Origin of the sequence: Nocardia sp. NPDC005978 (assembly GCF_040614455.1) — a bacterium.
In the GTDB taxonomy this organism is placed as follows: domain Bacteria; phylum Actinomycetota; class Actinomycetes; order Mycobacteriales; family Mycobacteriaceae; genus Nocardia.
In genome coordinates, this window is sequence record NZ_JBEXUS010000067.1 from 17569 (window position 1) to 44522 (window position 26954).

Genomic DNA, 26954 nt, shown 5'->3' on the forward strand with positions numbered 1-26954 from the left:
CGCGGTGCCCGGGCGGGTGTTCTAGTAGTAGAAGCACACCAGCCCGGTGCCGTTGTCCTGACAGACGCGCAGCCACTCGACCAGATCGGCGACCGATGCCCGCACGGTGTCGTCGGCCAGCCGATCGAGGTCGGCGTCCGCGAAAATCTCGGCCAGCGACTTGATCTCGCGATTGTCGAGGTAGCCGATGCTCGGGAAGTCCTCGATCTCGGGCAGATTCACCGGCGATCCGCTCAGCACCAACTCGGACGGATCGAAGTCCACGCCGATCTCGGCCAGCGCGTTCTGCACCAGGGCGAAATACCCGAATCGCATACCGGCCCAGTGCGCGTTGTTCAGCTGAGTGCCGCTGTGCCGGCACAGCGCCTCGAGCGCGTGCCCGTAGGACGGCCCGAAGTCCCGGTGCATGGGTTCCCCGCGCAGCAGCTGCCGAATGACGTCGCCGGGCGTGAGTCCCACGTCCTCGGCCTCGTCGAGCCGCTCGAGCACATTGGCAGGCGCCGATCGCACGATATCGTCGACGAATTCCTGGCCATAGGACCCGATCAACCGAAGGCCTTCCAGGTCAACGGCATACGGACTGACAACGTAGGACACGACTCCCCTTCCGGCACGGTCGGCACACCCTAACAGTCCCGCCGGGTCACGTGGGATCCGCTGTGGCCGGGGACGCCCTCAGCCCAGCACGTGCGGCAGGCCCGCCCGGTAGCGCTGGGCGTCGAGCTGTTTGAGCGGCTCGAAGATCGGCGGCGCGAACAGCGGATAGATGGGTGCGCGGGCGGCGTTGTCGGCGGCCGCGTCGAGAATGGCGTTGGCGGCGGTGCGGCCGGATTCGTTGGCGCCCTCCATGGTCGCCAGATCGATGTGGGTGCGGACGTGATCGCCCGCGAAGAAGAGATTCTCGATGCCGCAGTGCGAGGTGGGGCGATGGTCGTAGGAGCCCGCGGTGTTCACCAGCAACGGGGTGTCGTTGACGGCGGCGCCGCCGTCCCAGTGCACGCCGGGATCCAGGAACCAGGAGTGGATGTCCTCGTCGCGCAGCCAGCCGGTGCCGGTGTTGAGCCAGGCTTTGAGCTGGGCCCATACTTCCTGCGCCACTTCGTCTTTGGTGCACTGTTTGGCCGTCTTGCCGAACAGGATGCCCGGGGTGTCCCAGTCCGAGACGTCCACCGACAGGCATTCGCGGACGGTGCCGTCGCCGTAGCGGGCGGCGAAGTCGCCCACCCACATGGGAGCTTGGCGCAGCGCGGTCAGCGCCCAGGGTGAGCCGAGGGCCGCGACATGTCCTTCGGGGAGTTCGGTTGGGGTGGTCAGGTAGTACTGGATGCCGACCATCCAGTCGACCTCCAGGTTCCGCATGCCGTCCAGGCTCGGATCGGCGTTCAGGATCGAGTCGCTCAGCAGCGGCACGGTGCGCTCGACCGGCATGGCGCACACGTACCAGTCCGCTTCCACCCGGCCGACCCCGGACACGCTCGCCCCGCTGATCCGGCCGCCGTCGAACTGGAGCCCGGTCGCCTTGGCCCCCATGACGAATCGCACGCCGCGCCCGCGCAGGTGGTCCACCCACGGGTCGATCCACGCCTCGTTGGTGGGGCGGTTGAGAATGCGATCGACGCCGCCCTGATAGCCCGGCACCAGGCCGGTTCCGGCCAGCACCAGCGCCTCGCCGATCGTGCCGATGGTGCGCGCGGAGCTGCGATGCGGCTTGGCGGCCACGGTGATTCGGGTCAGGGCGTTCACCAGGTACTCGCGGTAGGCGGTCGACTTTCCGTTCGCCTGCATGACATCGGTCCAGGACCGGTACTCCCATTCCCCGAAGCGCCGTTCGGTGGAGCTGGTGAACCAACGCATCATCTGCTGGACGAAGAACGCCAGTTCGGCGGGCGGCAGCTGCGGAATGAAGCCCACCGCGCCGGAGATGGTCGACTGGATCACCTCGGGGGTCAGCTGGGCCAGGCCGCCGGCCTCCACCGGGAGAACGATCGGGGCCAGGTTCGGAAAGCCCGCCGTGGTCGCCTCGACCCGCACGAGATTGTCCGCGACGCCGTTGCCGTTGCCCGCGAACGGGATTCGGCTCATGGTCTCGGGCACGTGCTGATAGCAGCCGGGGAAGAACCGGAACCCGTGCTCCCCCGGCAGGTCCGCACGGCCGCCCGCCGCGGTGCCCGGCACCGGCATGCTGCGGGCCTTGCCGCCCAGCGCGAGCGGTTCGTAGACGGTGACCTCGTAGCCGCGGTCGATGAGTTCGTGCGCGGTCGTCAGCCCCGAGACGCCGCCGCCGAAGACGGCGACCGACCGGCCGGGCGCGGCGGCGCGGGCCCGCAGCGGCCCGGCCGCGGGGAGTGTGACCGCCGCCGCGGCCAAGGCGGTGCCGCGCAGCATGTTTCGTCGGGAGATGGCGGGGACGGGCGTATCGGGTCGGCGGTTCACGGAGCACTCCTGGGACGTGGGATAGATGGGCGCGGAGGGTGTGCGGAGACGGTGCGAACGGATGAGATGCGGAGCCGCCGCGGACAGCAGGAGCCTCGGGACGGTGCGGCGAAGCGTCCGCGGAGGCGATGACGGCGAAGAGGTGGACGGGCAGGGTGCGCGCCGCCGCCGGGTGGCGATGGCGGGCCGGAGGTGGCAGGGATAGCGGGGACCGGAGGTAGCGGAATAGCGGGATCGGCGGGTGGCGGAGTGAGTGGAAACGATGAGCCGGGGCGGGGCAGCGGCCGGGGCGAGCAGCTCGGACGCGCCGCCGCCGCAGGTGCGGCGAAGTGCCGGGAGAGCGGCCGAATCAGCTCGGCGAACCGATGGCGGTGTCCGTCCGCGCGGGCAGGGGCGGCAGGCCGTCCCAGCGGGCGCGCAGGCGCTGATGGTGTTCGGTGGCGGTGTCGAGCAGTTCGCGCACGAGCGTGTGCGCCACGGGGACCGGTGCGTGCCTGCGCACCGCGCGGGCGGCCAGTTGCGCCGAAACACGCAGCGGCAGCATCTGTTCCGGCGGGCGTACGCGGGTCATGACTTCGAGCACCCGGGCGGCCAGGCCCGGATCGGCGTCCGCGGCGCGATACAACTCCACCTCCAGCGGAGTCATGGCCGCGCCGCGGGCGAGCCGATTGGTCCACTGATAGATGGGCAGGCAGTCCAGTTCCCGCTGCCGCTCCCAGCCGAGCAGCGCGGCGTCCAGGGCGACCGGATCGTCCAGCACGGGTGCGGCGGCGCGCGCGAGCAGCCCGCCGTACCGCAGCGCGTCCCGAATGCCCTGCGCGGTGATGGGATCCTTGAAATGGCCGGCGTCGCCCGGCAGGGCCCAGCCGGGACCGGACGAGCGGCGAAAGTACGAGACCAGGTCGAAGGCGGTGCGCACGCGGCCGGCCGGCGTGCAATCCCGCAGGCGCGCGGCCAGTTCCGGGATCTCGGCGATGAAGTTGCGGTACAGCGGCTCGGCCGCGCCCACCCCACGCTCGGCGCGCTCGATCGGCGGCTGGATCAGGCACAGCACCAGATCGCCGTCGCAGGGGAACGCGGTGCCGAGCAGATCACCGCTGCGCCACTGCGCCGCGATCCCGCGCTGTCCGGGATGCGCGTCGTGCCAGTAGCCGAAGTAGCAGGCCCGGCCGCTGGGGGCGTCTCGGTAGGGCGTCTGGGCCCCCACCAGCCGGGCGACGGTGCTGCGCCGGCCGTCCGCGCCGATGACCAGCGGGGCGCGCACCTCGGTGAGCACGCCGCCGCGGTCGCGGTAGCGGACGCCCGCGACGCGGTCCCGCTCGTGGATCAATTCGGTGACCAGCGCGCCCTCGCGCAGATCCGCGCCGTGGTCGCGGGCCGTGCTCACCAGGGCCGCGTCCAGGCCCGAACGGCGCACGCACAGTGCGTAATTCACGCCGCCGACCGGTGCGAAGTCGGTGCGCACCGCGTAGCCCGCTCCACCGGCGAAGGCCGTGTGCAGCTTGGGCGCGCCCAGCGCCAGGACCCGCTCGAGCGCGCCGAGCGCCGCCAGCTCGGCGACGCCGGTGGGCCACAGCAGATGCGTGGACAGCGTGTCGGACGGGAAGCGCCCGCTGTCCAGGCCGATGACCCGTCTCCCCGCACGGGCGAATTCGATGGCGGCCGCGGTACCGGCGCACCGCGTTCCGACTATGACGACTTCGGCGTATTCAGTGCGCATCGAAACTCCCGCGACGGGACATAGTGTTCGGACACCATGTCTCACATGAGAGAGTGAGATGGAAAACGTCTCTTGTCAATACTTTTCGCTCCACCTCGGCGTGTCACCCGCGTTGCGGCACAATGGCCCCATGACTCCCCCGTCGCACCGTCACCGCAGTGCCACACCCGGGGAGCTCGCATGCCCTCACTGACCCGCGCCCCGGGCGCCGGGCGCGCCCAGCGCGACGAACGCCGCGAGGCCGTCGAACGGCGAGTGCTGTCGGCGGTCGACGAACTCCTCGGCGGCGGCGCGACCTTCACCGAACTCGCGGTCCAGCGCATCGCCGCCGAGGCCGACATCGCGCGCTCGACGTTCTACCGCTACTTCCCGGACAAGAGCCGGCTACTGATCCGCATGGCCGAACTCGCCACCGATGATCAGTTCAGCGCGGCCGAGCAGTGGTGGTCCGGCAGTCACGCCGACGGCGAGGACGGCGTCGTGCACGCCATGCGCCTGATGATCGAAGGCTCCCGCCCGCACGCCCAACTCCTGCGCGCCCTGTCCGAGGTCTCGACCTACGACCCCGACGTCGGGCAGTACTGGCGCGGCCGGATAGCCTCCTTCGTCGCCCTGGTCTGCGAACGCCTGCACACCGATCAGTCCGCGGGCCGCCTGCCCGCCCGCGTGGACATCACCGCCACCGCGATCGTCCTGACCTGCATGGTCGAACGCTCGATCGACTTCCTGCTCGGCACCGAGGCGGTGACCGACGAGCAAATGGCCCGCTCCCTCGGCCGCGCCATCTGGCTCACCACCTACGGCGACGCTCCGGCCTGAGCGGCGGGCCGGTACGGCGACCGGCGATGCGCTCGAAACTCGGTGCGATCACAGAACTTTCGACGCCCAGCGGCCACGGATACATCAACCCAGGGCACGCCCGCACGGCACAACGCCCCCGAATCCCGGTGCCGCTACTTTTCGGGGCACACCGAAATCTTCTGAATAGAAGGCGTTTCGAATAGCTTTCTCGCCATGAAGCACACTGCACTCCGCTGCACCGTGGCCGCGCTCGCCGTCGCGGGTGCGGCGGTCGCCGGCAGCGGTTCGGCCGCGGCCGATATCGCCCTCACGCCCGCCGACGCCGCGGCCGCGACGGTCGCGGACGATCCGTCGTACTCCGGCAGCACCAATGTCCCGCTGTTCAATTCGCTGTCCTCGGGCGTCTCGTCCCTGGTGCCACCGAAACTGCTGCCGGATCTGGTCAACAGCGGCAGCGGGCAGGTGCTGTACCCGCCGGTCCGGGACGCGGTGATCCTTCCGCTGTACTGTGCCGTTGTAACGCTCAGCGGTACTCCCAACTGCGGCATGGGAGCGGGTCCGCTGCCCGGCCGTTGATACCCGGCGGCGATCGCAGCCACCACGACGCGCGTGAAACAACAACCGCCCCCGCCGAATCGGCGGGGGCGGTCATGTATACCGAAGTCAGACGGTGAAGCCCAGGGCGCGCAGCTGCTCGCGGCCGTCCTCGGTGATCTTGTCCGGACCCCACGGCGGCATCCAGACCCAGTTGATCTGCAGGTCCTCGACCAGGCCGCTGCGGACCAGGGCGTTGCGGGACTGATCCTCGATCACGTCGGTCAGCGGGCAGGCCGGGGACGTCAGGGTCATGTCCAGCTTGCAGATGCCGTCGGTGACCTTCATCCCGTAGACCAGGCCCAGATCGACGACATTGATGCCGAGCTCGGGGTCGACCACGTCGCGCATGGCCTCTTCCAGATCCTCGAGGAACTTGATCTCTTCCTCGGTCAGCTCTTCCTCCGGCTCGACGGCCTCGACCGCGGCGGAATCCGCCTGTGCGGCCGTGACTTCGGCGGTTTCGGCGGCCACGTCGGCCGAGTCGGGCTTGATGTCACTCATCGTTCTTGTTCTCCCCGTTCGACATCGACGGTTTGGTCTCCTCGGCGGAGGCGATCTGCACGACCGCGTCCTTGAACGCCATCCAGCCCAGCAGCGCGCACTTCACGCGCGCCGGGTACTTGGCCACACCGGCGAAGGCGATGCCGTCGCCGATCACATCCTCGTCGCCCTCGAGGGTGCCGCGGCTGGTGATCATCTCGTTGAACGATTCGACCACCTTCAGCGCCTGCTGCACCGGCAGGCCGATGACCTGATCGGCCAGCACCGAGGTCGACGCCTGGCTGATCGAGCAGCCCTGGCCGTCGTAGGAGACGTCCTTGACGTCACTGTTCTCGTCCAGGTGCACACGCAGCGTGATCTCGTCACCGCAGGTCGGGTTGACGTGATGCACCTCGGCGCCGAAGGGCTCGCGCAGCCCCCGGTGGTGCGGGTGCTTGTAGTGATCCAGGATCACTTCCTGGTACATCTGCTCCATGCGCATGATCTATGCAACTCCGAAGAAGCTCTGAGCCTTCCGCACCGCCGCGAGCAGCGCGTCCACCTCGTCGAGGGTGTTGTAGACGGCGAACGACGCGCGGGCCGTGGCGGCGACGCCGAACTTGCGGTGCAGCGGCCAGGCGCAGTGGTGGCCGACGCGGATCGCCACACCCTCGTCGTCGAGGATCTGGCCCACGTCGTGGGCATGGATGCCGTCCACCACGAAAGCCACGGCGCCGCCGCGATTCTCGGTGTCGGCGGGACCGACGATGCGCACGCCGGGAATCTTGCTCAGCCCGTCGAGCGCATGCGCGGTCAGCGAATGCTCATGGGCGGCAACGGCGTCCATACCGAGCGCTTCCAGATACCGCACGGCCGCGCCCAATCCGACGACCTGCGAGGTCATCGGCACGCCGGCCTCGAAACGCTGCGGCGGAGCGGCGTAGGTGCTGTGGTCCATGAAGACGGTCTCGATCATGGAACCGCCGGTGATGAACGGCGGGGTCTGCTCGAGCAGCGAGTAGCGCCCGTACAGCACGCCGACGCCGGACGGCCCGAGCATCTTGTGCCCGGAGAAGGCCGCGAAGTCCACGTCCAGCTCACGGAAGTCCACGGCCATGTGCGGCACCGACTGGCAGGCGTCGAGCACGACCAGCGCGCCGACTTCCCGTGCGCGGCGGACCAATTCGTCCACCGGCGCGACCGCACCGGTCACGTTCGACTGATGCGTGAACGCGACCACCTTCGTGGCGGGCGAGAGCTCGAGCGAATCGAGATCGATCCGGCCGTCGTCGGTGACCCCGTACCACTTGAGCGTCGCACCGGTCCGGCGCGCGAGTTCCTGCCACGGCACCAGATTCGCGTGGTGCTCGAGCTCGGTGACGACGATCTCGTCGCCCGGGCCCACGTGGTACGGGAACCGCGCGTCACCGAACGCGTTGGCCACCAGGTTGAGCGATTCGGTCGCGTTCTTGGTGAACACGATCTCGTTCACGCCCGCGCCCACGAACCGGGCGATGTCGGCGCGTGCGCCCTCGTACGCATCGGTGGCCTCTTCGGCCAGCTGATGAGCACCACGGTGCACCGCCGCGTTGTGCTGGGTCAGGAATTCGCGTTCCGCGTCCAGCACCTCCGTCGGCCGCTGCGAGGTGGCGCCCGAGTCCAGGTAGACCAGGGGTTTGCCATCGCGCACAGTGCGGCTCAGGATCGGGAAGTCGGCCCGGATGCGGGCGACGTCCAGGGCGGGCACCGTGGTCGTCATAACTAGGCTCCTACAGCAGCAGAGGTGAAGCGCACGTAGCCGTTCGAGTCGAGTTCTTCGGCGAGTTCCGCGCCGCCCTCGGCGACGATGCGACCGCCGACGAACACGTGCACGAAGTCCGGCTTGATGTAGCGCAGGATGCGGGTGTAGTGGGTGATCAGCAGGACGCCGCCCTCTTCGCGCTCCTTGTAGCGGTTCACGCCCTCGGAGACGATGCGCAGCGCGTCCACGTCCAGGCCCGAGTCGGTCTCGTCCAGGATCGCGATCTTCGGCTTGAGCAGGCTCAGCTGCAGGATCTCCTGGCGCTTCTTCTCACCGCCGGAGAAGCCCTCGTTGACCGAGCGGTCGACGAACGCCGGATCGATCTCCAGCTCGGACATCGACTCCTTGACTTCCTTGACCCAGGTGCGCAGCTTGGGGGCCTCGCCGCGGACGGCGGTGGCGGCGGTGCGCAGGAAGTTGGAGACCGAGACGCCGGGGACCTCGACCGGGTACTGCATGGCCAGGAACAGGCCGGCGCGAGCACGCTCGTCGACCGACATCTCCAGCACGTCCTCACCGTCGAGGGTGATGGTGCCCGAGGTGACCGTGTACTTGGGGTGACCGGCGATGGCGTAGGACAGGGTCGACTTGCCCGAGCCGTTGGGGCCCATGATCGCGTGCGTCTCACCGGAGCGCACGGTCAGGTTGACGCCCTTGAGGATCTTGATCGGCTCGCCGGACTCGTCGGGGTTCGCGACCTCAACGTGCAGGTCCTTGATTTCCAGGGTGGTCATCGAATTCGAATTCCTTTATGGGGAGGGAAGATGGGGGTTCAGGTGTGAGCGTCAGACGCCCACGGCGGCGAGTTCGGCCTCGATGGCCGCCTCGAGCCGCTCCCGAACCTCGGGGACGGCGATCTTCTGGATGATCTCGTGGAAGAAGCCGCGCACGACCAGACGCCGCGCCGCCTCCTCGGTGATACCGCGCGAGCGCAGGTAGAACAGCTGCTCGTCGTCGAATCGCCCGGTGGCGGACGCGTGCCCGGCCCCGACGATCTCACCGGTCTCGATCTCCAGGTTCGGCACCGAATCGGCGCGCGCGCCGTCGGTGAGCACCAGGTTCCGGTTGACCTCGTAGGTGTCGGTGCCCTCGGCGGCCGCGCGAATGAGCACATCGCCCACCCACACGGTGTGCGCGTCCGGCTTCGAGGAGCTCGGATCACCCTGCAGCGCACCCTTGTACTGCACGTTGGACTTGCAGTTGGGCTGCGAGTGATCGACCAGCAGGCGCTGTTCGAAGTGCTGGCCGTCGTCGGCGAAGTACAGGCCGAGAAGTTCGGCGTCGCCGCCCGGGCCCGCGTAGCGCACGTTCGCGGCCAGGCGCACCAGGTCGCCACCGAGGGTGACGTTGGTGTGCCGCAGCGTGGCGTCGCGGCCGACGCGCGGGTGGTGCATGGTCACGTGCACGGCGTCGTCGGCCCAGTCCTGGACGATGACGGCCGACAGCTTGGCGCTGTCCCCGAGCACGAATTCCACGTTGTCCGCGAAGGTTCCGCTGCCCCGGTAGTCGATGACCACGGTGGCGACGGCGAAGTTGGCCAGGCGGATCTGAGTGTGGCCGAAGGCCACCTTGCCCGCGCCCGGGCCGGTAATGGTCACGAAAACCGGCTCGGCCACTTCGGTTTCGGTGCCGACCGAGATGACGGTCGCCTGCTCGAAGCCCGAGTAGGCCTGCGCGGCAACGCGATCGGTGGGCACCCCGCCCTGACCGAGGCGCTCGTCGGTGCGCTCGACCGTTTCCACGGTGACGCCCTCGACCGAGTTGACCTCGACCGTCGCCTGCCCGTCCCGCACGGCGGTGCCGTCGTGCAGGCCGTTCAGGCGGCGGACCGGGGTGAAACGCCACGCCTCGTCGCGACCCGAGGGGATCTCGAAGGCGTTGACGTCGAACGAGGCGAAGACCTCGCCCTTGTTCACTGCCGGGGTACGAGCCTCAGCGGCAACGGCTACGTTCTCGACCGTCATCAGCCGACGGCTCCTTCCATCTGCAGTTCGATCAGGCGGTTGAGCTCGAGGGCGTACTCCATGGGGAGTTCCTTGGCGATGGGCTCGACGAAGCCGCGCACCACCATCGCCATGGCCTCGTCCTCGGTCAGACCGCGGCTCATGAGGTAGAACAGCTGGTCCTCGGACACCTTGGAGACGGTCGCCTCGTGGCCCATGGTCACGTCGTCCTCGCGGATGTCCACGTACGGGTACGTGTCCGAGCGAGAGATGTTGTCCACCAGCAGCGCATCGCACTTGACCGACGAGCTCGAGCCGTACGCGCCCTTGTTCACCTGCACCAGGCCGCGGTACGAAGCACGACCGCCGCCGCGCGCCACCGACTTGGAGATGATGTTCGAGGACGTGTGCGGCGCCAGGTGCAGCATCTTCGCACCGGTGTCCTGGTGCTGACCCGCACCCGCGAACGCGATGGACAGAACCTCGCCCTTGGCGTGCTCACCGGTCATCCACACGGCCGGGTACTTCATGGTGACCTTGGAGCCGATGTTGCCGTCGACCCATTCCATGGTCGCGCCCGCCTCGGCCTTGGCCCGCTTGGTGACCAGGTTGTAGACGTTGTTCGACCAGTTCTGAATCGTGGTGTACCGGCAGCGGCCACCCTTCTTCACGATGATCTCCACGACCGCGGAGTGCAGCGAGTCCGAGGAGTAGATCGGCGCGGTGCAGCCCTCGACGTAATGCACGTAGGCGTCTTCGTCGACGATGATCAGCGTCCGCTCGAACTGACCCATGTTCTCGGTGTTGATGCGGAAGTACGCCTGCAGCGGGATGTCCACGTGCACGCCCTTCGGCACGTAGATGAACGAGCCGCCGGACCAGGTGGCCGAGTTCAGCGCCGAGAACTTGTTGTCACCGGACGGGATGACCGAGCCGAAGTACTGCTGGAACAGCTCCGGGTGCTCCTTGAGCGCGGTATCGGTGTCCAGGAAGATGACGCCCTGCTTCTCGAGATCCTCGCGGATCGAGTGGTAGACGACCTCGGACTCGTACTGCGCCGCGACACCGGAGACGAGGCGCTGCTTCTCCGCCTCGGGGATGCCGAGCTTGTCGTAGGTGTTCTTGATGTCCTCGGGCAGGTCGTCCCAGGTCGCAGCCTGCTTCTCGGACGAGCGCACGAAGTACTTGATGTTGTCGAAGTCGATGCCGTCGAGGTCCGAACCCCAGTTCGGCATGGGCTTCTTCTCGAAGATGCGCAGCGCCTTCAGCCGGAAGTCGAGCATCCACTCGGGTTCGCTCTTCTTCGCCGAGATATCGCGCACGACCTCCTCGGACAGGCCGCGCTTGGCACTGGCACCGGCCACATCCTTGTCGGCCCAGCCATACCCGTAAGTCCCGATCGAGGCGATGGTCTCCTCTTGGGACAGCGGCTGCACCTGGTCGGTCGTCGTCGTCATTCGGCACTCCTTCCGGAGTCGTTGTGTAGATGCCGTTGCGGGCTGTGCAACGGAACTTGCTGCGGGGTCTTGCGGTGGTTCAAGCGGTACTCGTTCTAGGCGGCACGGCCAGCGGCAGCACCGGGACATGCGTGGTGCACGCGCAATCGCCGTTGGCGATGGTCGCCAGGCGCTGCACGTGCGTGCCGAGTAATTCCCGGAAGGCCTCCAGCTCGGCGGCGCACAGCTCCGGAAACTCCTCGGCCACATGCGACACCGGGCAGTGATGCTGGCAGATCTGCACGCCCGCACCAACTTTCCGGGTGGAGGCGGCGAAGCCGGCTTCGGTGAACGCTTCCGCGATCTCCTCGGCCTTCTCGGTGGTCGCCTCCGGGGTGTTCCCGCCGAGCCGCTCGATTCCGGCGACTATGGCGGCGACCCGCTTGCGCGCGAACTCGGTGATGGCCTTGTCGCCGCCGATCTCGCGCAGCTGGCGCATGGCCGCGCCGGCGAGGTCATCGTAGGCATGACCCAAACGGCCCCGGCCGGTGGCTGTCAGCTGGAACTGCTTGGCCGGGCGCCCGCGGCCCTTCTGCTGCCACGCCGCCGACCGGGCGGCGCGTGCCTCGCCCGATTCGATGAGCGCGTCCAGGTGGCGTCGCACGCCCGCCGGGGTCAGGGCCAGCCGCTTGCCGATATCGGTGGCGGTGATGGGCCCCTCTTCCAGCAGGAGCTTGATGACGGCCTCGCGGGTGTGGCCTTCACCGGCGGGTCCGGACGCGACAACGGCCCGGGCGCCCTTCCGGCGCCCGGTCTCCGTCCCCACATTCCGCAAACCCACGGTTTTCACAACATCAGTGTGACGGAATTCCATCCCGCGTTCCAGTAAGGGTCACCTGACTTCGGGGGGCTGGGGCGTGTGACTCTCTGCACACCGTCCAACCTGCGCCGGATTGGCCCCGCGAGCGGGCCGGATTCGCGGGAAATTTGCGGCTGAGCGAGAGCTCGACCGAACCGACCGACCAGCGTCCACCGAAATGGGTGAAATACCGGCAGATCCCCGACGATCGGCAAATCGATAGCTACGCTCGAGCCACCACCTTCCCTATCGAGAGGCGACCGTGTGGCGGCGGACAACGATTTCGATGTGGTCATCGTCGGGTCCGGCTGCGGCGGGAGCGTCACCGCGCTGCGGCTGATCGAGAAGGGCTACCGGGTGGCGGTGATCGCCGCGGGACGCGGATTCGCCGAACCGGGCGGCGAGGCGCGGGCGCAGTTGCCGGGGGACACGTTCTTCGGCGACGAGCGGTGGGCCGGGATCACCGATTGGCGAGCCGAGCTCGAGCCGTATTACGAACGGGCGCTGACCATTCCACCTCGGCGCTACCTGACCTGCGCCGAGCGCGGCGGGGCGCGGATCGTGCCGATGACGATGGTGATGACCGTGCGGCCGTTGCGCGCCGGCGGCTGGAAGGTGTCGGCTCAGCGCACCGGGCGGCCCTGGTGGGTCGGGCGGCGGACGTTCACCGCCGGGCAGGTGGTGCTCGCGGCCGGGGCGCACGGAACCCGGCGATTGCTGGCCGATATGCGTGATCGCGGGGTGCTGAATCATCTGTCGGCGCGATTGGGCGAACCCACGCCTACCGGCGGTGGCCGTGACGCATGGGGGACGCACGCCGGGCACGCCGGACCGGATGGCCGCGAAACCGAGTCCGCCGGCCACACGGCTCTGCGTCACCTCGTGGCGACCGTGCGGTCACGGACGGGCGCAGGCACGATCGGCCTGCCGGGTACCGACCGGGAGCTGGGTGGATGCTGTATCGGCGGGAATCCGCGCGACGGGGTGATCGATGCCTATCACCGGGTGTTCGGCTACCCCTCGCTCAGTGTGGTAGGCGCGGCCGCGGTTACCGCGGATCCCGGGGTGAATCCGGCGTTGACCGTGTGCGCGCAGGCCGAACGCGCGGCCGCCTTCTGGCCGAACGTCGATGAGCCCGATCCCAGGCCGGGTCAGGGTGGGGTGTATCGACGGATCGACGCGGTGCGACCCGACCATCCCCTCGACGCGGCAGCGGCGGTGCAGGGGAAATCGGACGGTGCACCACGCGGCACGCAGCCCGTGCAGCCGCGCGAGACTCCTGACCGCAGGCCCCGCGGCGGCGCGCAGACCGACGAGTCGGGCCGCCACAGGCACGGCGACGAACCGAGCCGGAACAAGCAGGGCGACGAACCTGGTGCAGGTGGGCAGGACCCCTCGAACAGCTGATTCCCGCGGCGATCACGACTCGAATTCACCTCGACGGCAGGAGTCTTCATGGGGAACGCGATCGGGCAGTTTCTCACTCACGCGGTCGGTGTGGCGATCAGTCCGCTCGCGCTGATCGCGGTCATCCTGCTGGTGGCGGTGCCGCGGGGTGGACGGCGAAACGCCGTGGCCTTCGCGCTGGGGTGGGTCCTGGCGGTGGCGGGAATCTTCGCGGGACTGCTGCTGCTCGCGGAGGCGGCCGGCGCGCATCGGCACGGGCATCCGGGAACCTGGGTCGCCTGGTTCCGGCTCACCCTCGGCGTGCTGCTGGCGCTGATGACGCTGCGGCAGTTGCGGCTGGCCCGCGCGGCCGAGGTCGGCACGCTGCCGCGCCGGCTGCGCAATCTCGAGCAGTTCACCACCGCGAAGTGCGTTGTCCTGGGTGTGGTGCTGGTCGTCGCGAATCCGAAGAACGTCATGCAGATCGCGTCCGGGGCGGTGACGACCGCCGAATCCGCGTTGCGGGTTCCGGGACAGCTCGTCGCGGGAGTAATCTTCGTGGCCATTTCCTCACTGGGCGTGCTGGTTCCGCTCGCGATGCACCTGGTGGCCCGCCGAACCTCCTCGGCCACCCTGGAGCGCTGGAAAGACTGGACCAACCTCAATCACTACGTGATCACGGCCGTGCTGTTCGCACTGTTGAGCGTGAAATCTCTGGGCGACGGGATCAGCGGGCTGTTCTGATCCGAGACACCGGTCCCCGCGGGCGCCCCGAGCCGCTGGAAGCCGCTGCGGCGGTGCGGCTTCCACACAGGACTTCGGTTTCGGCCCTCAGGGCCGCGGAATGTTGCGCAGATTGCTGCGGGCCAGATCGACCATGCGCCCCACCCCGCCACCCAGCACGATCTTGCCCGCGGCCAGCGCGAAGCCCTTGACCTGGGCGGCATCGATCTTGGGCGGCAGGGACAGCGCGTTGGGATCGGTGACCACGTCCACCAGGACGGGGCCGGGCTCGGCGCACGCCTGTTCCAGTGCCGCACGCACATTCGCCGGATCGGTGACCCGAATCGACTTCAGCCCGACGGCCGCGGCGATGGCGGCGTAGTCGACCGGCTCGTGGTCGGTGCCGTAGTCGGGCAGCCCGTCCACCAGCATCTCCAGCTTGACCATGCCGAGCGAGGAGTTGTTGAACACCACGATCTTCACCGGCAGCCGGTGCCGCCAAACCGTGAGCAACTCCCCCATCAGCATGGCCAGGCCGCCGTCTCCGGACAGCGAGATCACCTGGCGGCTCGGAAATGCCGACTGCGCGCCGATGGCGTGCGGCAGCGCGTTGGCCATGGTCCCGTGCCGCCACGAACCGATGATGCGGCGGCGGCCGTTCGGGCTCAGGTAGCGCGCGGCCCAGACATTGCACATGCCGGTGTCCACGGTGAAAACCGCGTCGTCGTCGGCGATGTCGTCGAGCAGTGCGGCGACGTACTCGGGATGGATCGGGGTGTGGTGCTCGATGTCGTGGGTGTAGGCGTCCACCACGTGTTCGAGCGAGGCGGCGTTCCTGCGCAGCATGTCGTCCAGGAACGCGCGGCTCGGTTTGCGCTGCACCACCGGCAGCAGCGCGTCGATGGTGGCGGCCACGTCGCCGTGCACCGCGATGTCGATGGCCGCGCGGCGGCCGATGCGGGACGGATCGCGATCGACCTGGGCGATCCGGCCGTCCTGCGGCAGGAAGTTGTCGTAGGGGAAATCGGTGCCGAGCATGAGCAGCAGATCGGCCTCGTGCATCGCCTCGTACGCCGCGCCGTAGCCGAGCAGACCGGTCATGCCGACGTCGTACGGGTTGTCGAACTGAATCCACTCCTTGCCGCCCAGGGCGTGCCCGATCGGGGAATTGATGCGCTCGGCCAGGGCCATGACCTGCGCGTGCGCCCCGCGCACGCCCGAACCGGCGAACAGGGTCACGGTGTCGGCGTCGTTGATGGCCTCCGCGAGCCGGTCCACCTGGGCCGCGGGCGGCACCGCGACCGCGGCCTCGGCGACCAGGTCCGACCGCCAGCCGCGATGCTCGGCCTCGCCCTGCAGGACATCGCCGGGAACGACCAGTACCGAGACGCCACGCCTACCGAGCGCGGTCTGCATGGCGATGTAGGAGAGCCTGGGCATCTGGTCGGCGATGCTCACCATCTCGCAGAAGTGGCTGCATTCCACGAACAGTCGCTCCGGATGGGTCTCCTGGAAGAAGCCGGTGCCGATCTCGCGGCTGGGGATGTGCGACGCGATGGCCAGCACGGGCGCGCCGTTGCGATGGGCGTCGTACAGCCCCTGGATCAGGTGCGTGTTGCCCGGCCCGCAGCTGGCGGCACAGACCGCGAGGCGACCGGTCAGCAACGCTTCGGCCCCGGCGGCGAAGGCGGCGCTCTCCTCGTTGTGACAGTGCACCCATTCGATGCCGGATGTTCGCCGGATGGCATCGACGAAGGGATTGAGGCTGTCGCCGACCAATCCGAACACCCGCTGCACCCCGGCGGCGACGAGCACGTCCACCAGCTGGGTAGCGACCGAATTGCGAGCCATGATCTCCCCGTTCCCTCGTAGGGCAGTACGGAATCGATCGGCGATCGCCGCACCGGCCGGGCGGCGATCCCCCCTCGCACTCTAATTGATTGCCAATAATTCGCCAGCTCGTTGCGGATACGGCATTCGGCTCGGAATCGCCCTAGGTCGGGCTCCGATCGACGACCGGCATCTCGGCCAGACTCTGCCGGATCAGCCGGGCCATGGCCGCGGCCACCGTCAAGAGTGGTTCATCGGACCGGCGGACGCGCGCGAGCAGCGTCGCGCCCTCGTAGGCCGCCACGACCGTGGTGGCCAGCTCGCGCGATTGCGGTTCGGGCATGCCCATTTCGGTGAGCAGTTCGGCGAAGCCGCTCGCCATGGCATCGAATGCCGATACGCAGGCGGTGCGCACCGCGGCCACATCACTGCCCCCGTCCAGGGCCGGGGTGCCCACCGGACAGCCGTCGGTCCACTGGGAGGCAGTCAGTTTCGTGACCATGACCTCGAACAGCGTTGCCGTCCTGTCGAACACGTCCTCGGGCGCCTCGCGCAGCATCTGCCCGAGCACCACCCCGGTGCTGGTGACAGCGGAGACCGCGATCTCCTCCTTCCCGCCCGGAAAGTGGTGGTAGATGGACCCGTACGGCAGTCCGGCCGCTTCACTCAGCTTCTTCAGGCCGAACCCGTGATAGCCGTGCCGGGCCAACAACCCCGCCGCCGCCATCTCGATTCGCCGCTTCGACTCCGACACCATCCCCCCAGCGTATGAGCGGGGTCCGACACGGAAAGCCGGAATGCGCGCGGAAGACCCGCGAACTCCCTCAATCAGATTGCACCGAAGGCGTTTTCACACAGCCCGCGCCGAACTCCCCACCCCCGGAACGAATCCGCGCGATCACTCGCCGTAGCGCGGCAGACACCCGCTGTCCAGCACGAAGCCGAACGGATCCGGCAGTGGTATCGGATCGCCGTATTCGCCGTCCAACAGCCCGTGGTAGGCGCCATCTTTCGGATGCGTGTGCAGGATCCAGCGGCCGTACCGGGGATCGACGACCAGCAACACAGCCACACCGGCCACGGCATACCAGCCGTTCTTGTCCGCGATCTCCCGTGTCTTCTCGCTCTTGGAGATCACCTCGACCGCGAGTTCCACATCCGCGGGATCGGCCAGCCACTCGTCGTCCTCGTCCCAGCTCTCGGGCAGCACGATCAAATCCGGTGTGCAGTAATCATCGTCGTCGCCCGGCATGGGAATCGAGGTGACCTCGTAGGTCGCCGACCCCGGACGCATCTGGGCTTCGAGTTGCTGACGGATGCGGCGAATCGAGCCGGCGTGCTTGCCGCGCGGTGTCGGCGACATCACCAGGCTGCCCCCCAGGATCTCTACGCGTAGTCCCGTGGCCTGCTGGATCTGCTCGGCAACCGCACGCAGATTCCCCGGGCGTGGACGCATGGCAGGGACAGTCACGGTCGACCACTCCAATCCGCACGGATGGTTGTCACAAACATAGCTCGAGGCCCGGCTCTGTTCGACCGCCCGCACCGCGCGTGCGGAGGTCTTCACCAGTGCGGACCGACGCACCGACGGGTCGAGACGGGCGATCGGAGTCGGGGGCGGTTCGGCCGACTAGGCTTCGGGACCGTGGCGGTAGTGGACGGCGCGCGGCGCAGAGTGATCGAACTGGGACGCCGGGCGCTCGGCCTGGACGTCTCGCCCGCTGATCACACCATCGCGGTGCTGCATACCGCCGAAGCGGACGTGCCGGGGCTCGACCGGCGAGAAACGCTGCAACTGATGCGGATCCGCCTGCTCGGGGCGACCGGCGCGGTGATCATGGCGATCGCCGCGCTGGGCGTGGGCGCGCAGCCCGTGCATCAGAACCCGACCTCCGGGGTCCGGGTGCTGGGCTTCTTCGCGCGGGCGCACACCTCGACCCTCGCGCTGTGCATGATCGGCGCGGTACTGGTGGTCATGGCGTGGCTGCTGCTGGGGCGGTTCGCGGTCGGCGGGTGGGGCGGCAACCCGCGCCATCGCCTGACCCGCTCGCAGCTGGATCGGACGCTGCTGCTGTGGATCATCCCGCTCAGCGTCGCACCGCCCATGTTCAGCAACGACGTGTATTCGTATCTGGCACAGAGCGAGATCGCCGCGCGCGGCCTGGACCCGTACCAGGTCGGGCCCGCGGGCGGGCTGGGCATCAACAACGTGCTGACCAACAACGTGCCCAACATCTGGCGTGAGACGCCCGCGCCCTACGGCCCGCTGTTCCTGTGGATGGGTCGCGGGATCGCGGAACTGACCGGCGACAACATCATCGCCGGGGTGTGGCTGCACCGGCTGCTGGTCCTCGCCGGCGTCGCGCTGATGGTGTGGGCGCTGCCGCGACTGGCGCGGCGCTGCGGTGTCGCGGCGGTCAGCGCGCTGTGGCTGGGCGCGGCCAATCCGCTGGTGCTGTTCCACCTGGTCGGCGGCGTGCACAACGACGCGATCATGCTGGGGCTCATGCTGGCCGGGCTGGAGTTCTGCCTGCGGGCCGTGGAGGACACCCACCCCTTCGACCGGCGCGCGTGGGCCCTGCTGATCTTCGGGACCGTGGTCATCACGCTGTCCTCCTCCATCAAGATCACCTCGATCATCGCGCTCGGCTTCGTGACCATGGCCCTGGCCAAACGCTGGGGCGGCGGACTCAAGGTCATCGTCGGCACCGGCGCGCTGCTCGGCGTCATCGCCGTGGCCACCACGCTGTCCGTCAGCGGGCTCAGCGGGCTCGGCTTCGGCTGGGTGCACACCCTGAATGTGGCCAGCGCCGTGCGCAGTTGGATGTCATTGCCGACGGCTATCGGGGTCATCACCGGATTCGGCGGCGTCCTGCTCGGGCTCGGCGACCACACCACCGCCCTGCTCGCCATCACCCGGCCCATCGCCGGCAGCGTCGCCGCGTTCATCACCGTCCGCATGCTGGTGGCGACCTGGACCGGGCGCCTGCACCCGGTCGGCGCGATGGGCGTCTCGCTCGGTGCGATCGTGCTGCTGTTCCCGGTGGTCCAGCCCTGGTACCTGCTGTGGGCCATCGTCCCGCTGGCGGCATGGGCCAACCGGCCCGCCTTCCGCGTCCCCGCCGTCTGCTTCTCCGCGGTGGTCAGTGTGATCGTCATGCCGCGCGGTGCGGACTTCTACGTCTTCCAGATCGTGGAGTCCGCCATCGCGACCGTGCTCGTGGGCGTCGCGTTCATCTTCCTGACCCGAAATGTGCTGCCGTGGCGCAATCAGCCGGGGGTGTCGGCTCCGTCACAGCAGCCCACGGCCTACGGTGTCTCATCGTGACCGCAGCCTCCGCACCCGCCGTCAAAGTCGACGGCATTGTGAAACGCTTCGGCGAGACCACCGCGGTGGACGGCATCAGCTTCGAGATCGAACGCGCGCAGGTGCTGGCGCTGCTCGGCCCCAACGGCGCGGGCAAGACGACCACCACCGAAATGTGCGAGGGCTTCGTCGTCCCGGACGCGGGCAGCGTGCGGGTGCTGGGCCTGGATCCGATCGCGGATTCGGATCGCCTGCGCCCGCGCATCGGCGTCATGCTGCAGGGCGGCGGCGCGTACCCGGGCTCGCGAGCGGGCGAGATGCTCGATCTGGTCGCGTCCTACTCCGCGCACCCGCTGGACCCGGAGTGGCTGCTCAAGACGCTCGGCCTGCAGGACGCCCGCCGCACCCCGTACCGGCGGCTCTCCGGCGGCCAGCAGCAGCGCCTGGCGCTGGCGTGCGCGCTGGTCGGGCGCCCCGAGATCGTCTTCCTCGACGAGCCCACCGCCGGCCTGGACGCCCAGGCCCGGCATCTGGTGTGGGAGCTCATCGACGCGCTGCGCCGCGACGGGGTGAGCGTGCTGCTCACCACTCATCTCATGGACGAGGCCGAGCAGCTCGCCGATCAGCTGATCATCATCGATCACGGGCGCATCGTGGCCCAGGGCACCCCGAGCGAGGTGACCTCGCACAACGCCGAGGGCCGCCTGGCGTTCTCCGCCCCGCCCAATCTCGATCTCACCCTGCTCGAAGCCGCACTGCCCGAAGGGTTCCTGCCCAAGGAGGCCACGCCCGGCTCCTACCATCTGCAGGGCGAGATCACCCCGCAGGTGCTGGCCACCGTCACCGCGTGGTGCGCGCGAATCGACGTGCTGCCCACCGATATTCGCATCGACCAGCGCCGCCTGGAAGATGTCTTCCTCGAACTCACCGGACGGGAACTGCGCGGATGACCGAGACGCTGAACCGCTTCGCGCCGGGCACCTTCGCCCCGAATCCGCAGCCGACCACGCGGGCGCGGATGATGGCCGCCCAGACGCGGCTGGAACTGATTCTGCTGCTGCGCAACGGCGAACAGCTGCTGCTGACCATGTTCATTCCGATCACGCTGCTGATCGGTTTGACCCTGCTGCCCCTGACCGGGCTCGGCGGGCACCGGGTCGACCGGATCGTGCCCGCGGTCATGATGGTGGCGGTCATGTCGACCGCGTTCACCGGGCAGGCCATCGCGGTCGGCTTCGACCGGCGGTACGGGGCGCTCAAGCGCCTCGGGGCCACTCCCCTGCCGCGCTGGGGCATCGTCGCGGGCAAGTGCGCGGCGGTGCTGATCGTGGTGGTGCTCCAGTCGATTCTGCTGGGGGCCATAGGTTTCGCACTGGGCTGGCGACCCTCGATCGCCGGGCTCGCGCTCGGGGCGATCGTGATCGCGCTGGGCACCGCGACCTTCGCGGCGCTGGGCCTGCTGCTGGGCGGGACGCTCAAGGCCGAGATCGTGCTGGCGCTGGCGAACGTGCTCTGGTTCGTCATGCTGGGAATCGCGAGCCTGGTGCTGATGTCCGACGACATTCCGCGGGCGGTGAATCTGCTGGCGCGCGCGGTGCCCTCCGGCGCGCTGACCTCGACCCTGGAACGGGCGTTGCAGGGCGGCGTGGACTGGTACGGCTTCGCGGTGCTGGCCGGCTGGGGCGGGCTCGCCGGCTGGCTGGCGACCAAGTACTTCCGCTTCGACTAGGTCGCGGAACACAATCCACGACGCGCCGTAGTAGGCCGAGTGCCGGGTGCGGATACGCTCCCGCTACCATCGACGCGTGCTATCTCGCGCCTTCCAGCGATTCGCCGACCGGTTCCCGTTGCCCTCGCGGCGGACGCAGCTGCTCATCGCCTTCGCGGTGATCCTGACGCAGGCCGGAATCTCGGTGACCGGAGCCATCGTCCGCGTGACCGCCTCGGGATTGGGTTGCCCCACCTGGCCGCAGTGCTTCCCGGGCAGTTTCGTCCCGGTCCCCGTGGCCGAGGTGCCGGTGTTCCACCAGTTGGTCGAATTCGGCAATCGCATGCTGACTTTCGTGGTGGTCCTGGGCGCGGCCGCGATCGTGATCGCGGTGACGCGGGCCCGGCGCCGGCGCGAGGTGCTGATCTACGCCTGGCTGATGCCCGGCGGCACCGTCCTGCAGTCGATCATCGGCGGCATCACGGTGCGCACGGGCCTGCTGTGGTGGACCGTGGCGGTGCACCTGCTGGCGTCGATGCTCATGGTGTGGCTCGCGGTGCTGATGTACGCCAAGATCGCCGAGCCGGACGACGGCGTGGAGACGGTCCTGGTCCCCAAGCCCCTGCGTTTGCTCACCGGTCTGAGCGGAATCGCGCTCAGCGCAACCCTTGTCGCGGGCACCCTGGTGACCGGCGCGGGACCGCACGCCGGTGACAAGAGCATCGACCGGCAGGTCGAGCGCCTGGAGGTGGAGATCAGCACCCTGGTCCATCTGCACGCGGAACTGCTGGTCGCCTATCTGAGCCTGGTGGTCGGCCTCGGCTTCGGCCTGGCCGCGATCGGCATGACCCCCGCGATCCGCAAGCGCCTGGTGGTCCTGATCGCCCTGATCAGCAGTCAAGCCCTGGTCGGGATCGTCCAGTACTTCACCGACGTTCCGGCCGCCCTGGTCGCCATCCACGTCGGCGGCGCCGCGGCCTGCGTGGCCGCGACGGCCGCCCTGTGGGCGGCCATGCGCACCCGCGAACCGGTCGCGGCCGTCGAGCACGCGGCCGAACCGGAACCGGTGCGGTAGGGCGGGACGAATCGTCCTGCCGCTGAAGAGGACTCGGGACGCTGTCAGGCGCCGTCGTAGGCGCGGCGCAGGGTGTCGATGTCCATCTTCTTCATCGGCATGAAGGCGGCGGTGACGCGGTCGACCTGGTCGGGGGTGCCGTTCTGCAGCATCTCGTCGGCGACGGCGGGGGAAATCTGCCAGGAGACCCCGTAGCCGTCCTTGCACCAACCGCATTGTTCCGCGGCCGGATCGGCGGACAGCAGTTTCCAATAGCGGTCGATCTCGTCCTGGCTGTCGCACGGGACCAGCAGCGAGACGGCCTCGTTGAAGGTGAAGCCGTGGTCCGGGCTCGAATTGTCCATCGCGGTGAGCCAGGTTTCGGACAGGCGGAAATCGGTGAACATGACCGACCCCTCGGGCTCCGGGGCATCGGGCGGGTAGGGGGCCAGGGTGCCGCGCTGGGAGTCGGGGAAGACCGACAGGTAGAAGTCGGTGGCCTCGCGGGCCTTGCCGGCGACATCGCCGACGAACAGCAGGGACGGAATGATGAACGGGCGGGGCTCACCGGCCGGGTCGGTGAGCATGAGCTGCCAGGTGAAGCCGTACTTGTCGGCGACCCAGCCGTAGCGTTCGCTGAACGGATAGGCATCCAGCGGCATGAGCGCTGCGCCGCCCTCGGACAGTGCCGCCCAGGCCGCGTCAAGGTGTTCGCGTGCCTGCGGGTCACGGGACGGATCGAAATTGACGATGAAGGAAATCGACGGATTCGGCGTGAATACCGGGCCCGCGCTGATCGCCATGAACGGCTGACCGGCCAGCGTGAAATAGACGATGTCGCTCTCGCCCGTCGGACTCGGCACGTTGCGAATGGTCGTCACGTTCGTGACGGTGGAGTCCGGGAAAACGCTCGTGTAGAACTCCGCGGCTTCACGTGCCTGATCGTCGAACCAGAGGTGGGGGACGATTTTGGTCATGCCCCGATGCTAGACCCGCCCGGCCGGAGCACGGCCGGGAAACCCGATGGCCGCGATTCCGGCGAGCGGGTCATCGGCACCGGGCGAACGCGGCCGTGGACTGCTCGAACGCGGTCAGGGCCGGTCCGCGATGGCTATGCGACCGGTGCTCAGAAATCGGGGGCGGCCGGGAGTGATGTCGAGATCCCGGGCGATCGTCAGTAGATCGATGTCGGTAGTGACCTCGAAACCGTGTGCGGCGAGCAGGGATTCGAGCACGGGTGGGGTCCAGGAGGAGCGGAAGGGCTCGTTCGCGAGGGGATTGGGGTGGCGCGCCCCGCGCAGCAGGAGGCCGAGGGCCTTGCGACCGAGGGCGTTCCGCGGCGAAGGCACGGGGTAGGTGATGATGAAGCGGCTGCCCGGTGTGCTGGCGGCCGCGACCAGGGCTGTGGTCGCCGCGACCTGGTCCGGCGTCAGGTAGGGCACGACGCCCTCCCAGATCCAGGTGGTGGGAACCCCGGGGTCATGGCCGGATTCGGCCAGACGGGCGGCCAGGGAATCCTCGGCGAAGTCGACGGGGACGAAGGTCAGGGATTTCGCCAGGGGTGTGCGATCTCCCAGCCGGGCGCGCTTGTCCTGCTGCGAGGCCGGCTGATCGACCTCGAAGACGGCCGTCGCGGCGAGTTCGGGCATCCGCCAGGCGCGGGCGTCCAGGCCCGCACCGAGCAGCACCAGTTGCGCGGTGGCGCTGTCGCGCACGCCGTCGTCGATGGCGACGGTGCGGGCGGCCATGAGTTCGGCTGTGCCGGAGAGCAGTTCGAACTCCATGCGCGGCCCGAAGCCCGCGGGGCGCTCCCCCGCCCGCACGCGTTCCACGGGTTCGCGCTCGTCGGCGTGCAGCAGGTCGGCGGCGAGCGGATCCGCGAAGCGCCCCACCGCCAATCGGCCGTCCGCCACCGCCCGGCCCTGGCACACCAGGACCGCTGTTCGACTCGCCTTGCGCTCGATCATCGTTGAATTATCCGCACCCCGGGGCACGCGCGAGGGGAGGACAGGCTCAGAAGTTCTGCCAGGCCGGCTTGTTCTCGAAGGCGAAGCGGTAGTAGTCCACGGATTTGAGGTACGAGGCCGCGCTCGGGTCCACGATCACCGTCACGTGCGGGTGCATCTGCAGGATCGAGGCCGGGCAGTACGCGGACACGGGGCCTTCGACGGCGGCGGCTACCGCCTCGGCCTTGCCCATGCCGATCGCGATCATGACCAGATGTTCGGCGTCGCTGATGGTTCCGAGCCCCTGGGTGAGCACGTGGGTCGGCACCTTGGACAGGTCGTTGTCGAAGAAGCGCGCGTTGTCCTCGCGGGTCTGCGGGGTCAGCGTCTTGACGCGGGTGCGCGAGCGCAGCGACGAGCCGGGTTCGTTGAAGCCGAGGTGGCCGTTCGCCCCGATGCCGAGGATCTGCACGGCGACCGGACCGTTCTCGGCGATCGTGCGCTCGTAATCGGCCGCGGCGGCAGGGATGTCGGCCGCGGACCCGTCGGGGGTGTGTACCAGCGCGTCGTCGAAGTTCACGTAGGAGACGAACTCGTCGCGAATGAACTGCCGATAGGACTGCGGGTGCCCGGCGGGCAGGCCGATGTACTCGTCGAGCAGGAACGCCTGCACCCCTTCGAAACTGAGTTCGTCGTCGTTGTACTGGCGAATCATCTCGCGGTAGGCGCCCAGCGGGGAGGAGCCGGTGGCCAGGCCGATCGAGCGGGCGCCGGCGCGCACGTGGTCGGCCATGATCTGCCCCGCCAGCACTCCGGCGTCGACCAGGTTTTCGGCAATCACGAGTTCCATGGAATTCCGTCCTTGTACACGGTCAATGGGTTCAGGTGGTGGTCGGTCACGAGCAGATCCGCCCGCAGGCCCGCGCGCAGCGAGCCCACCCGGTGCGCGATCCCGAGCAGCCGGGCGGGGGTGGCGGCCGCCGCGACGGCAGCGTCCCAGAGTTCGACGCCCGCGTGGAAAACCGTGCGGCGCAGCACATCCGATGCCGAGGAGGTACCGCCCGCGATCGCGCCCGCGCCGTGCGGGTCGTACAGGCGCGATACGCCGTCCCGCACCACGACGTCCAGGCTGCCGAGCTGATACCGGCCGTCGGGCTCCCCGGCGGCGGCCATGGCGTCGGTGATGAGCGCGAGGTTGTGCGGGCCGAGGGTGTCGAAGACCATGCGCACGGTGCCGTCGGCCAGGTGCACGCCGTCGGCGATGACCTCGGCGACCACGTCACCGCGACCGGCCGCGGCCATGGCGGCGGTGAGGAAGTTCGCGTCGCGGTGCGCGAGGCCGGGCATGGCGTTGAACAGGTGGGTGATGGACACCCGCCGCCCCCGGTACATGGCGTGCACCGAGCGCTCGTAGTCGGCGACGGTATGCCCCAGGGACAGCACCACATTCGCGTCGGCGAGCACATCGGCCAGGGCGTCGAACTCGCTCACCTCGGGGGCGATGGTGACCGAGACGATCCGCCCGCCCGCGTGCTCGACGAGCCGGCGCAGCATGGCCGGATCACCGCCGTGAATGCGTTCGGGATCGTGTGCGCCGCAGCGGTGTGCACTGATGAACGGGCCTTCGAGATGGATGCCCTCGAGCAGGCCGGAATCGACGGCCGCGCCCAGAACGTCCATGCGGGCACACAGTTCGGCTTCGGTCGCCGAGACCAGCGAGGCCACCAGCGTGGTGGTCCCCCGGCCACGGTGGAAGCCCGCCGCCGCCGCGACGCCCGCGGCGTCGGCCTCGGGGAAGCCGAACCCGCCACCGCCGTGGCAGTGCACGTCGATGAGTCCGGGCAGGATCACCGGCGGCAGCTCGGTCGGCGACGGCAGTGCGCCCGGGAAATCCCCGGCCGGTCCCACGAACTCCAAGTCCGGTCCGTCGAAGGACACCACCCCGTCCGGGATGTCGCCCGCTTCGGTGAGGGTGAGGATCCGGCCGCGCAGGGTCGTCCTCACCGACCTCGCCCCAGGGCTGCGCGGGCCGCGTTCGCCGCATCCTCGGCGGTCCTTGCGGCCACGACCGCGGACGCGGCGGCCCGGCACTGATCCAGCGTCACCTCGGCCAGCGCGGCCCGCACGCCGGCCAGCGAGCGCGGCGCCATGGACAGCGTCTCGACCCCCAAACCGACGAGCACGCAGGCGAACTCGGGATTGGAGGCGGATTCGCCGCACACCCCGACCTTGACGTCGTTCTTGTTCGCGCCCGCGACCACCGCGGCGATGGTCGCGGCCAGCGCGGGCTGCCACGGGTTGTGCAGCGCGGCCAGCGCGGAGGACATGCGGTCCGCGCCGAACAGATACTGCGACAGGTCGTTGGTGCCGATGGAGAAGAAGTCCACTTCCGCGCCCACGTGTTCCGAACGCAGTGCGGCGGCGGGGATCTCGATCATGACCCCGGCCGAGGCGAGCCCGGCCGCCCGGGCGCGGGTGACGAAGTAGTTCGCCTCCTCCACCGTGGCGACCATGGGCGCCATGACCTTGACCGCCGCGCCGGTGTCCCGGCGGGCGGCCTCGATCGCGGTGAGCTGATCGAGCAGTGTCCCCTCATCGACACTGCTCAACCGCAATCCACGTATTCCGAGCGCGGGATTCTCCTCGTCCGGCAGGCCGAGGAACGGCAACGGCTTGTCCGAGCCCGCGTCCAGGGTGCGCACGGTGATGGGCCGCTCCCCCAGCGCGGCGAACACCTCGGCGTATTTGGCGGTCTGCTCGGCCACCGTCGGGGCCGTGTGCGCGCCCAGGAACAGGAATTCGGTGCGGAAGAGCCCGACGCCCTCCGCGCCGAGTTCCACCGCGAGCCGGGCATCGGCGGCACCGCCCACGTTGGCCAGCAGCGGGACCGCGTGCCCGTCCGCCGTGCGGCCGGGGCCGGTGGGCGCGTC

General features: G+C 69.1%; 26 protein-coding genes and 1 pseudogene. 9 read left to right on the forward strand and 18 right to left on the reverse strand.

Features of this window, described 5'->3' with window-relative positions; all coding sequences use genetic code 11:
• Positions 1-21: 21 nt before the first annotated feature.
• The 3 genes from ABZ319_RS26370 to ABZ319_RS26380 form a co-directional block, all read right to left on the reverse strand.
• Positions 22-597 (reverse strand): hypothetical protein, encoded by a 576-nt coding sequence (locus ABZ319_RS26370; RefSeq protein ID WP_354989173.1) that lies wholly within the window; start codon positions 595-597, stop codon positions 22-24.
• Positions 598-675: 78 nt separating this feature from the next.
• Positions 676-2433 (reverse strand): FAD-dependent oxidoreductase, encoded by a 1758-nt coding sequence (locus ABZ319_RS26375; RefSeq protein WP_354989174.1) that lies wholly within the window; start codon positions 2431-2433, stop codon positions 676-678.
• 349 nt (positions 2434-2782) lie between these two features.
• A complete protein-coding gene (locus ABZ319_RS26380; protein ID WP_354989175.1) occupies positions 2783-4153 on the reverse strand; it encodes an NAD(P)/FAD-dependent oxidoreductase in 1371 nt (456 codons plus the stop codon).
• Between the two features lie 180 nt (positions 4154-4333).
• Between ABZ319_RS26380 and ABZ319_RS26385 the strand changes: the two genes are divergently transcribed.
• Entirely contained in the window at positions 4334-4972 is a 639-nt protein-coding gene (locus tag ABZ319_RS26385) for a TetR/AcrR family transcriptional regulator (protein ID WP_354989176.1), read from the forward strand.
• A 195-nt stretch (positions 4973-5167) separates the two neighbouring features.
• Positions 5168-5530, forward strand: coding sequence for a hypothetical protein (locus ABZ319_RS26390; RefSeq protein ID WP_354989177.1), 363 nt, complete (start codon positions 5168-5170; stop codon positions 5528-5530).
• An 87-nt stretch (positions 5531-5617) separates the two neighbouring features.
• Here ABZ319_RS26390 and ABZ319_RS26395 read toward each other — a convergent pair whose 3' ends face one another.
• The 7 genes from ABZ319_RS26395 to ABZ319_RS26425 form a co-directional block, all read right to left on the reverse strand.
• Complete coding sequence (locus tag ABZ319_RS26395; RefSeq protein WP_354989178.1) at positions 5618-6052, reverse strand: metal-sulfur cluster assembly factor; 435 nt, start codon at positions 6050-6052, stop codon at positions 5618-5620.
• Positions 6045-6533: a Fe-S cluster assembly sulfur transfer protein SufU gene (gene sufU / locus ABZ319_RS26400; RefSeq protein WP_354989179.1), complete on the reverse strand. Its 489-nt coding sequence runs from the start codon at positions 6531-6533 to the stop codon at positions 6045-6047. The genes ABZ319_RS26395 and sufU overlap by 8 nt, the downstream gene beginning before the upstream one ends.
• A gap of 3 nt (positions 6534-6536) precedes the next feature.
• Positions 6537-7790 carry a cysteine desulfurase gene (locus tag ABZ319_RS26405; protein ID WP_354989180.1) on the reverse strand — a complete coding sequence of 418 codons (1254 nt, stop codon included), beginning with the start codon at positions 7788-7790 and terminating at the stop codon, positions 6537-6539.
• A gap of 2 nt (positions 7791-7792) precedes the next feature.
• Complete coding sequence (sufC, locus tag ABZ319_RS26410) at positions 7793-8566, reverse strand: Fe-S cluster assembly ATPase SufC (protein ID WP_354989181.1); 774 nt, start codon at positions 8564-8566, stop codon at positions 7793-7795.
• 51 nt (positions 8567-8617) lie between these two features.
• Complete coding sequence (sufD, locus tag ABZ319_RS26415) at positions 8618-9796, reverse strand: Fe-S cluster assembly protein SufD (protein WP_354989182.1); 1179 nt, start codon at positions 9794-9796, stop codon at positions 8618-8620.
• Positions 9796-11232: a Fe-S cluster assembly protein SufB gene (gene sufB, locus ABZ319_RS26420; protein WP_354989183.1), complete on the reverse strand. Its 1437-nt coding sequence runs from the start codon at positions 11230-11232 to the stop codon at positions 9796-9798. The genes sufD and sufB overlap by 1 nt, the downstream gene beginning before the upstream one ends.
• A gap of 79 nt (positions 11233-11311) precedes the next feature.
• Entirely contained in the window at positions 11312-12085 is a 774-nt protein-coding gene (locus ABZ319_RS26425; protein WP_354989184.1) for a metalloregulator ArsR/SmtB family transcription factor, read from the reverse strand.
• 249 nt (positions 12086-12334) lie between these two features.
• Between ABZ319_RS26425 and ABZ319_RS26430 the strand changes: the two are divergent.
• The 3 genes and pseudogenes from ABZ319_RS26430 to ABZ319_RS26440 all read left to right on the forward strand — a co-directional run.
• Positions 12335-12463: pseudogene (locus tag ABZ319_RS26430) on the forward strand (FAD-binding protein); the annotation flags it as partial.
• A 333-nt stretch (positions 12464-12796) separates the two neighbouring features.
• Positions 12797-13477, forward strand: a complete 681-nt coding sequence (locus ABZ319_RS26435; RefSeq protein ID WP_354989198.1) for a GMC oxidoreductase — start codon at positions 12797-12799, stop codon at positions 13475-13477.
• Positions 13478-13525: 48 nt separating this feature from the next.
• Positions 13526-14200 (forward strand): GAP family protein, encoded by a 675-nt coding sequence (locus ABZ319_RS26440; RefSeq protein WP_354989185.1) that lies wholly within the window; start codon positions 13526-13528, stop codon positions 14198-14200.
• Positions 14201-14287: 87 nt separating this feature from the next.
• Here the strand turns inward: ABZ319_RS26440 and ABZ319_RS26445 are convergent, their stop codons facing one another.
• The 3 genes from ABZ319_RS26445 to ABZ319_RS26455 all read right to left on the reverse strand — a co-directional run bounded on the left by ABZ319_RS26445 (position 14288) and on the right by ABZ319_RS26455 (position 17465).
• The gene (locus ABZ319_RS26445; protein WP_354989186.1) at positions 14288-16030 is read right to left on the reverse strand and encodes a pyruvate dehydrogenase; all 1743 of its coding nucleotides are present in this window, start codon (positions 16028-16030) and stop codon (positions 14288-14290) included.
• A 142-nt stretch (positions 16031-16172) separates the two neighbouring features.
• Positions 16173-16766: a TetR/AcrR family transcriptional regulator gene (locus tag ABZ319_RS26450; RefSeq protein ID WP_354989187.1), complete on the reverse strand. Its 594-nt coding sequence runs from the start codon at positions 16764-16766 to the stop codon at positions 16173-16175.
• Between the two features lie 141 nt (positions 16767-16907).
• Positions 16908-17465 (reverse strand): Uma2 family endonuclease, encoded by a 558-nt coding sequence (locus ABZ319_RS26455; protein ID WP_354989188.1) that lies wholly within the window; start codon positions 17463-17465, stop codon positions 16908-16910.
• Positions 17466-17654: 189 nt separating this feature from the next.
• On the opposite strand from ABZ319_RS26455, the gene mptB reads away from it, so the two are divergent.
• The 4 genes from mptB to ABZ319_RS26475 all read left to right on the forward strand — a co-directional run bounded on the left by mptB (position 17655) and on the right by ABZ319_RS26475 (position 22099).
• A complete protein-coding gene (gene mptB, locus ABZ319_RS26460) occupies positions 17655-19337 on the forward strand; it encodes a polyprenol phosphomannose-dependent alpha 1,6 mannosyltransferase MptB (RefSeq protein WP_354989189.1) in 1683 nt (560 codons plus the stop codon).
• Complete coding sequence (locus ABZ319_RS26465) at positions 19334-20266, forward strand: ABC transporter ATP-binding protein (protein WP_354989190.1); 933 nt, start codon at positions 19334-19336, stop codon at positions 20264-20266. Before mptB ends, ABZ319_RS26465 begins: the two co-directional genes overlap by 4 nt.
• Positions 20263-21045: an ABC transporter permease gene (locus ABZ319_RS26470; RefSeq protein WP_354989191.1), complete on the forward strand. Its 783-nt coding sequence runs from the start codon at positions 20263-20265 to the stop codon at positions 21043-21045. The genes ABZ319_RS26465 and ABZ319_RS26470 overlap by 4 nt, the downstream gene beginning before the upstream one ends.
• 76 nt (positions 21046-21121) lie before the next feature.
• On the forward strand, positions 21122-22099 hold the full coding sequence (locus ABZ319_RS26475; RefSeq protein ID WP_354989192.1) for a heme A synthase: 978 nt from the start codon (positions 21122-21124) through the stop codon (positions 22097-22099).
• A gap of 44 nt (positions 22100-22143) precedes the next feature.
• Here the strand turns inward: ABZ319_RS26475 and ABZ319_RS26480 are convergent, their stop codons facing one another.
• From ABZ319_RS26480 to ABZ319_RS26500, 5 genes are all read right to left on the reverse strand, one after another.
• A complete protein-coding gene (locus tag ABZ319_RS26480) occupies positions 22144-23055 on the reverse strand; it encodes a VOC family protein (protein WP_354989193.1) in 912 nt (303 codons plus the stop codon).
• Between the two features lie 114 nt (positions 23056-23169).
• Entirely contained in the window at positions 23170-24045 is an 876-nt protein-coding gene (locus ABZ319_RS26485) for a class I SAM-dependent methyltransferase (protein ID WP_354989194.1), read from the reverse strand.
• A 46-nt stretch (positions 24046-24091) separates the two neighbouring features.
• A complete protein-coding gene (gene nagB, locus ABZ319_RS26490) occupies positions 24092-24874 on the reverse strand; it encodes a glucosamine-6-phosphate deaminase (protein WP_354989195.1) in 783 nt (260 codons plus the stop codon).
• Entirely contained in the window at positions 24862-26028 is a 1167-nt protein-coding gene (locus ABZ319_RS26495; RefSeq protein ID WP_354989196.1) for an amidohydrolase family protein, read from the reverse strand. Before ABZ319_RS26495 ends, nagB begins: the two co-directional genes overlap by 13 nt.
• Positions 26025-26954: putative PEP-binding protein (locus ABZ319_RS26500; protein ID WP_354989197.1), on the reverse strand; the 930-nt coding region annotated here is incomplete at its 5' end. The genes ABZ319_RS26500 and ABZ319_RS26495, both read right to left, overlap by 4 nt.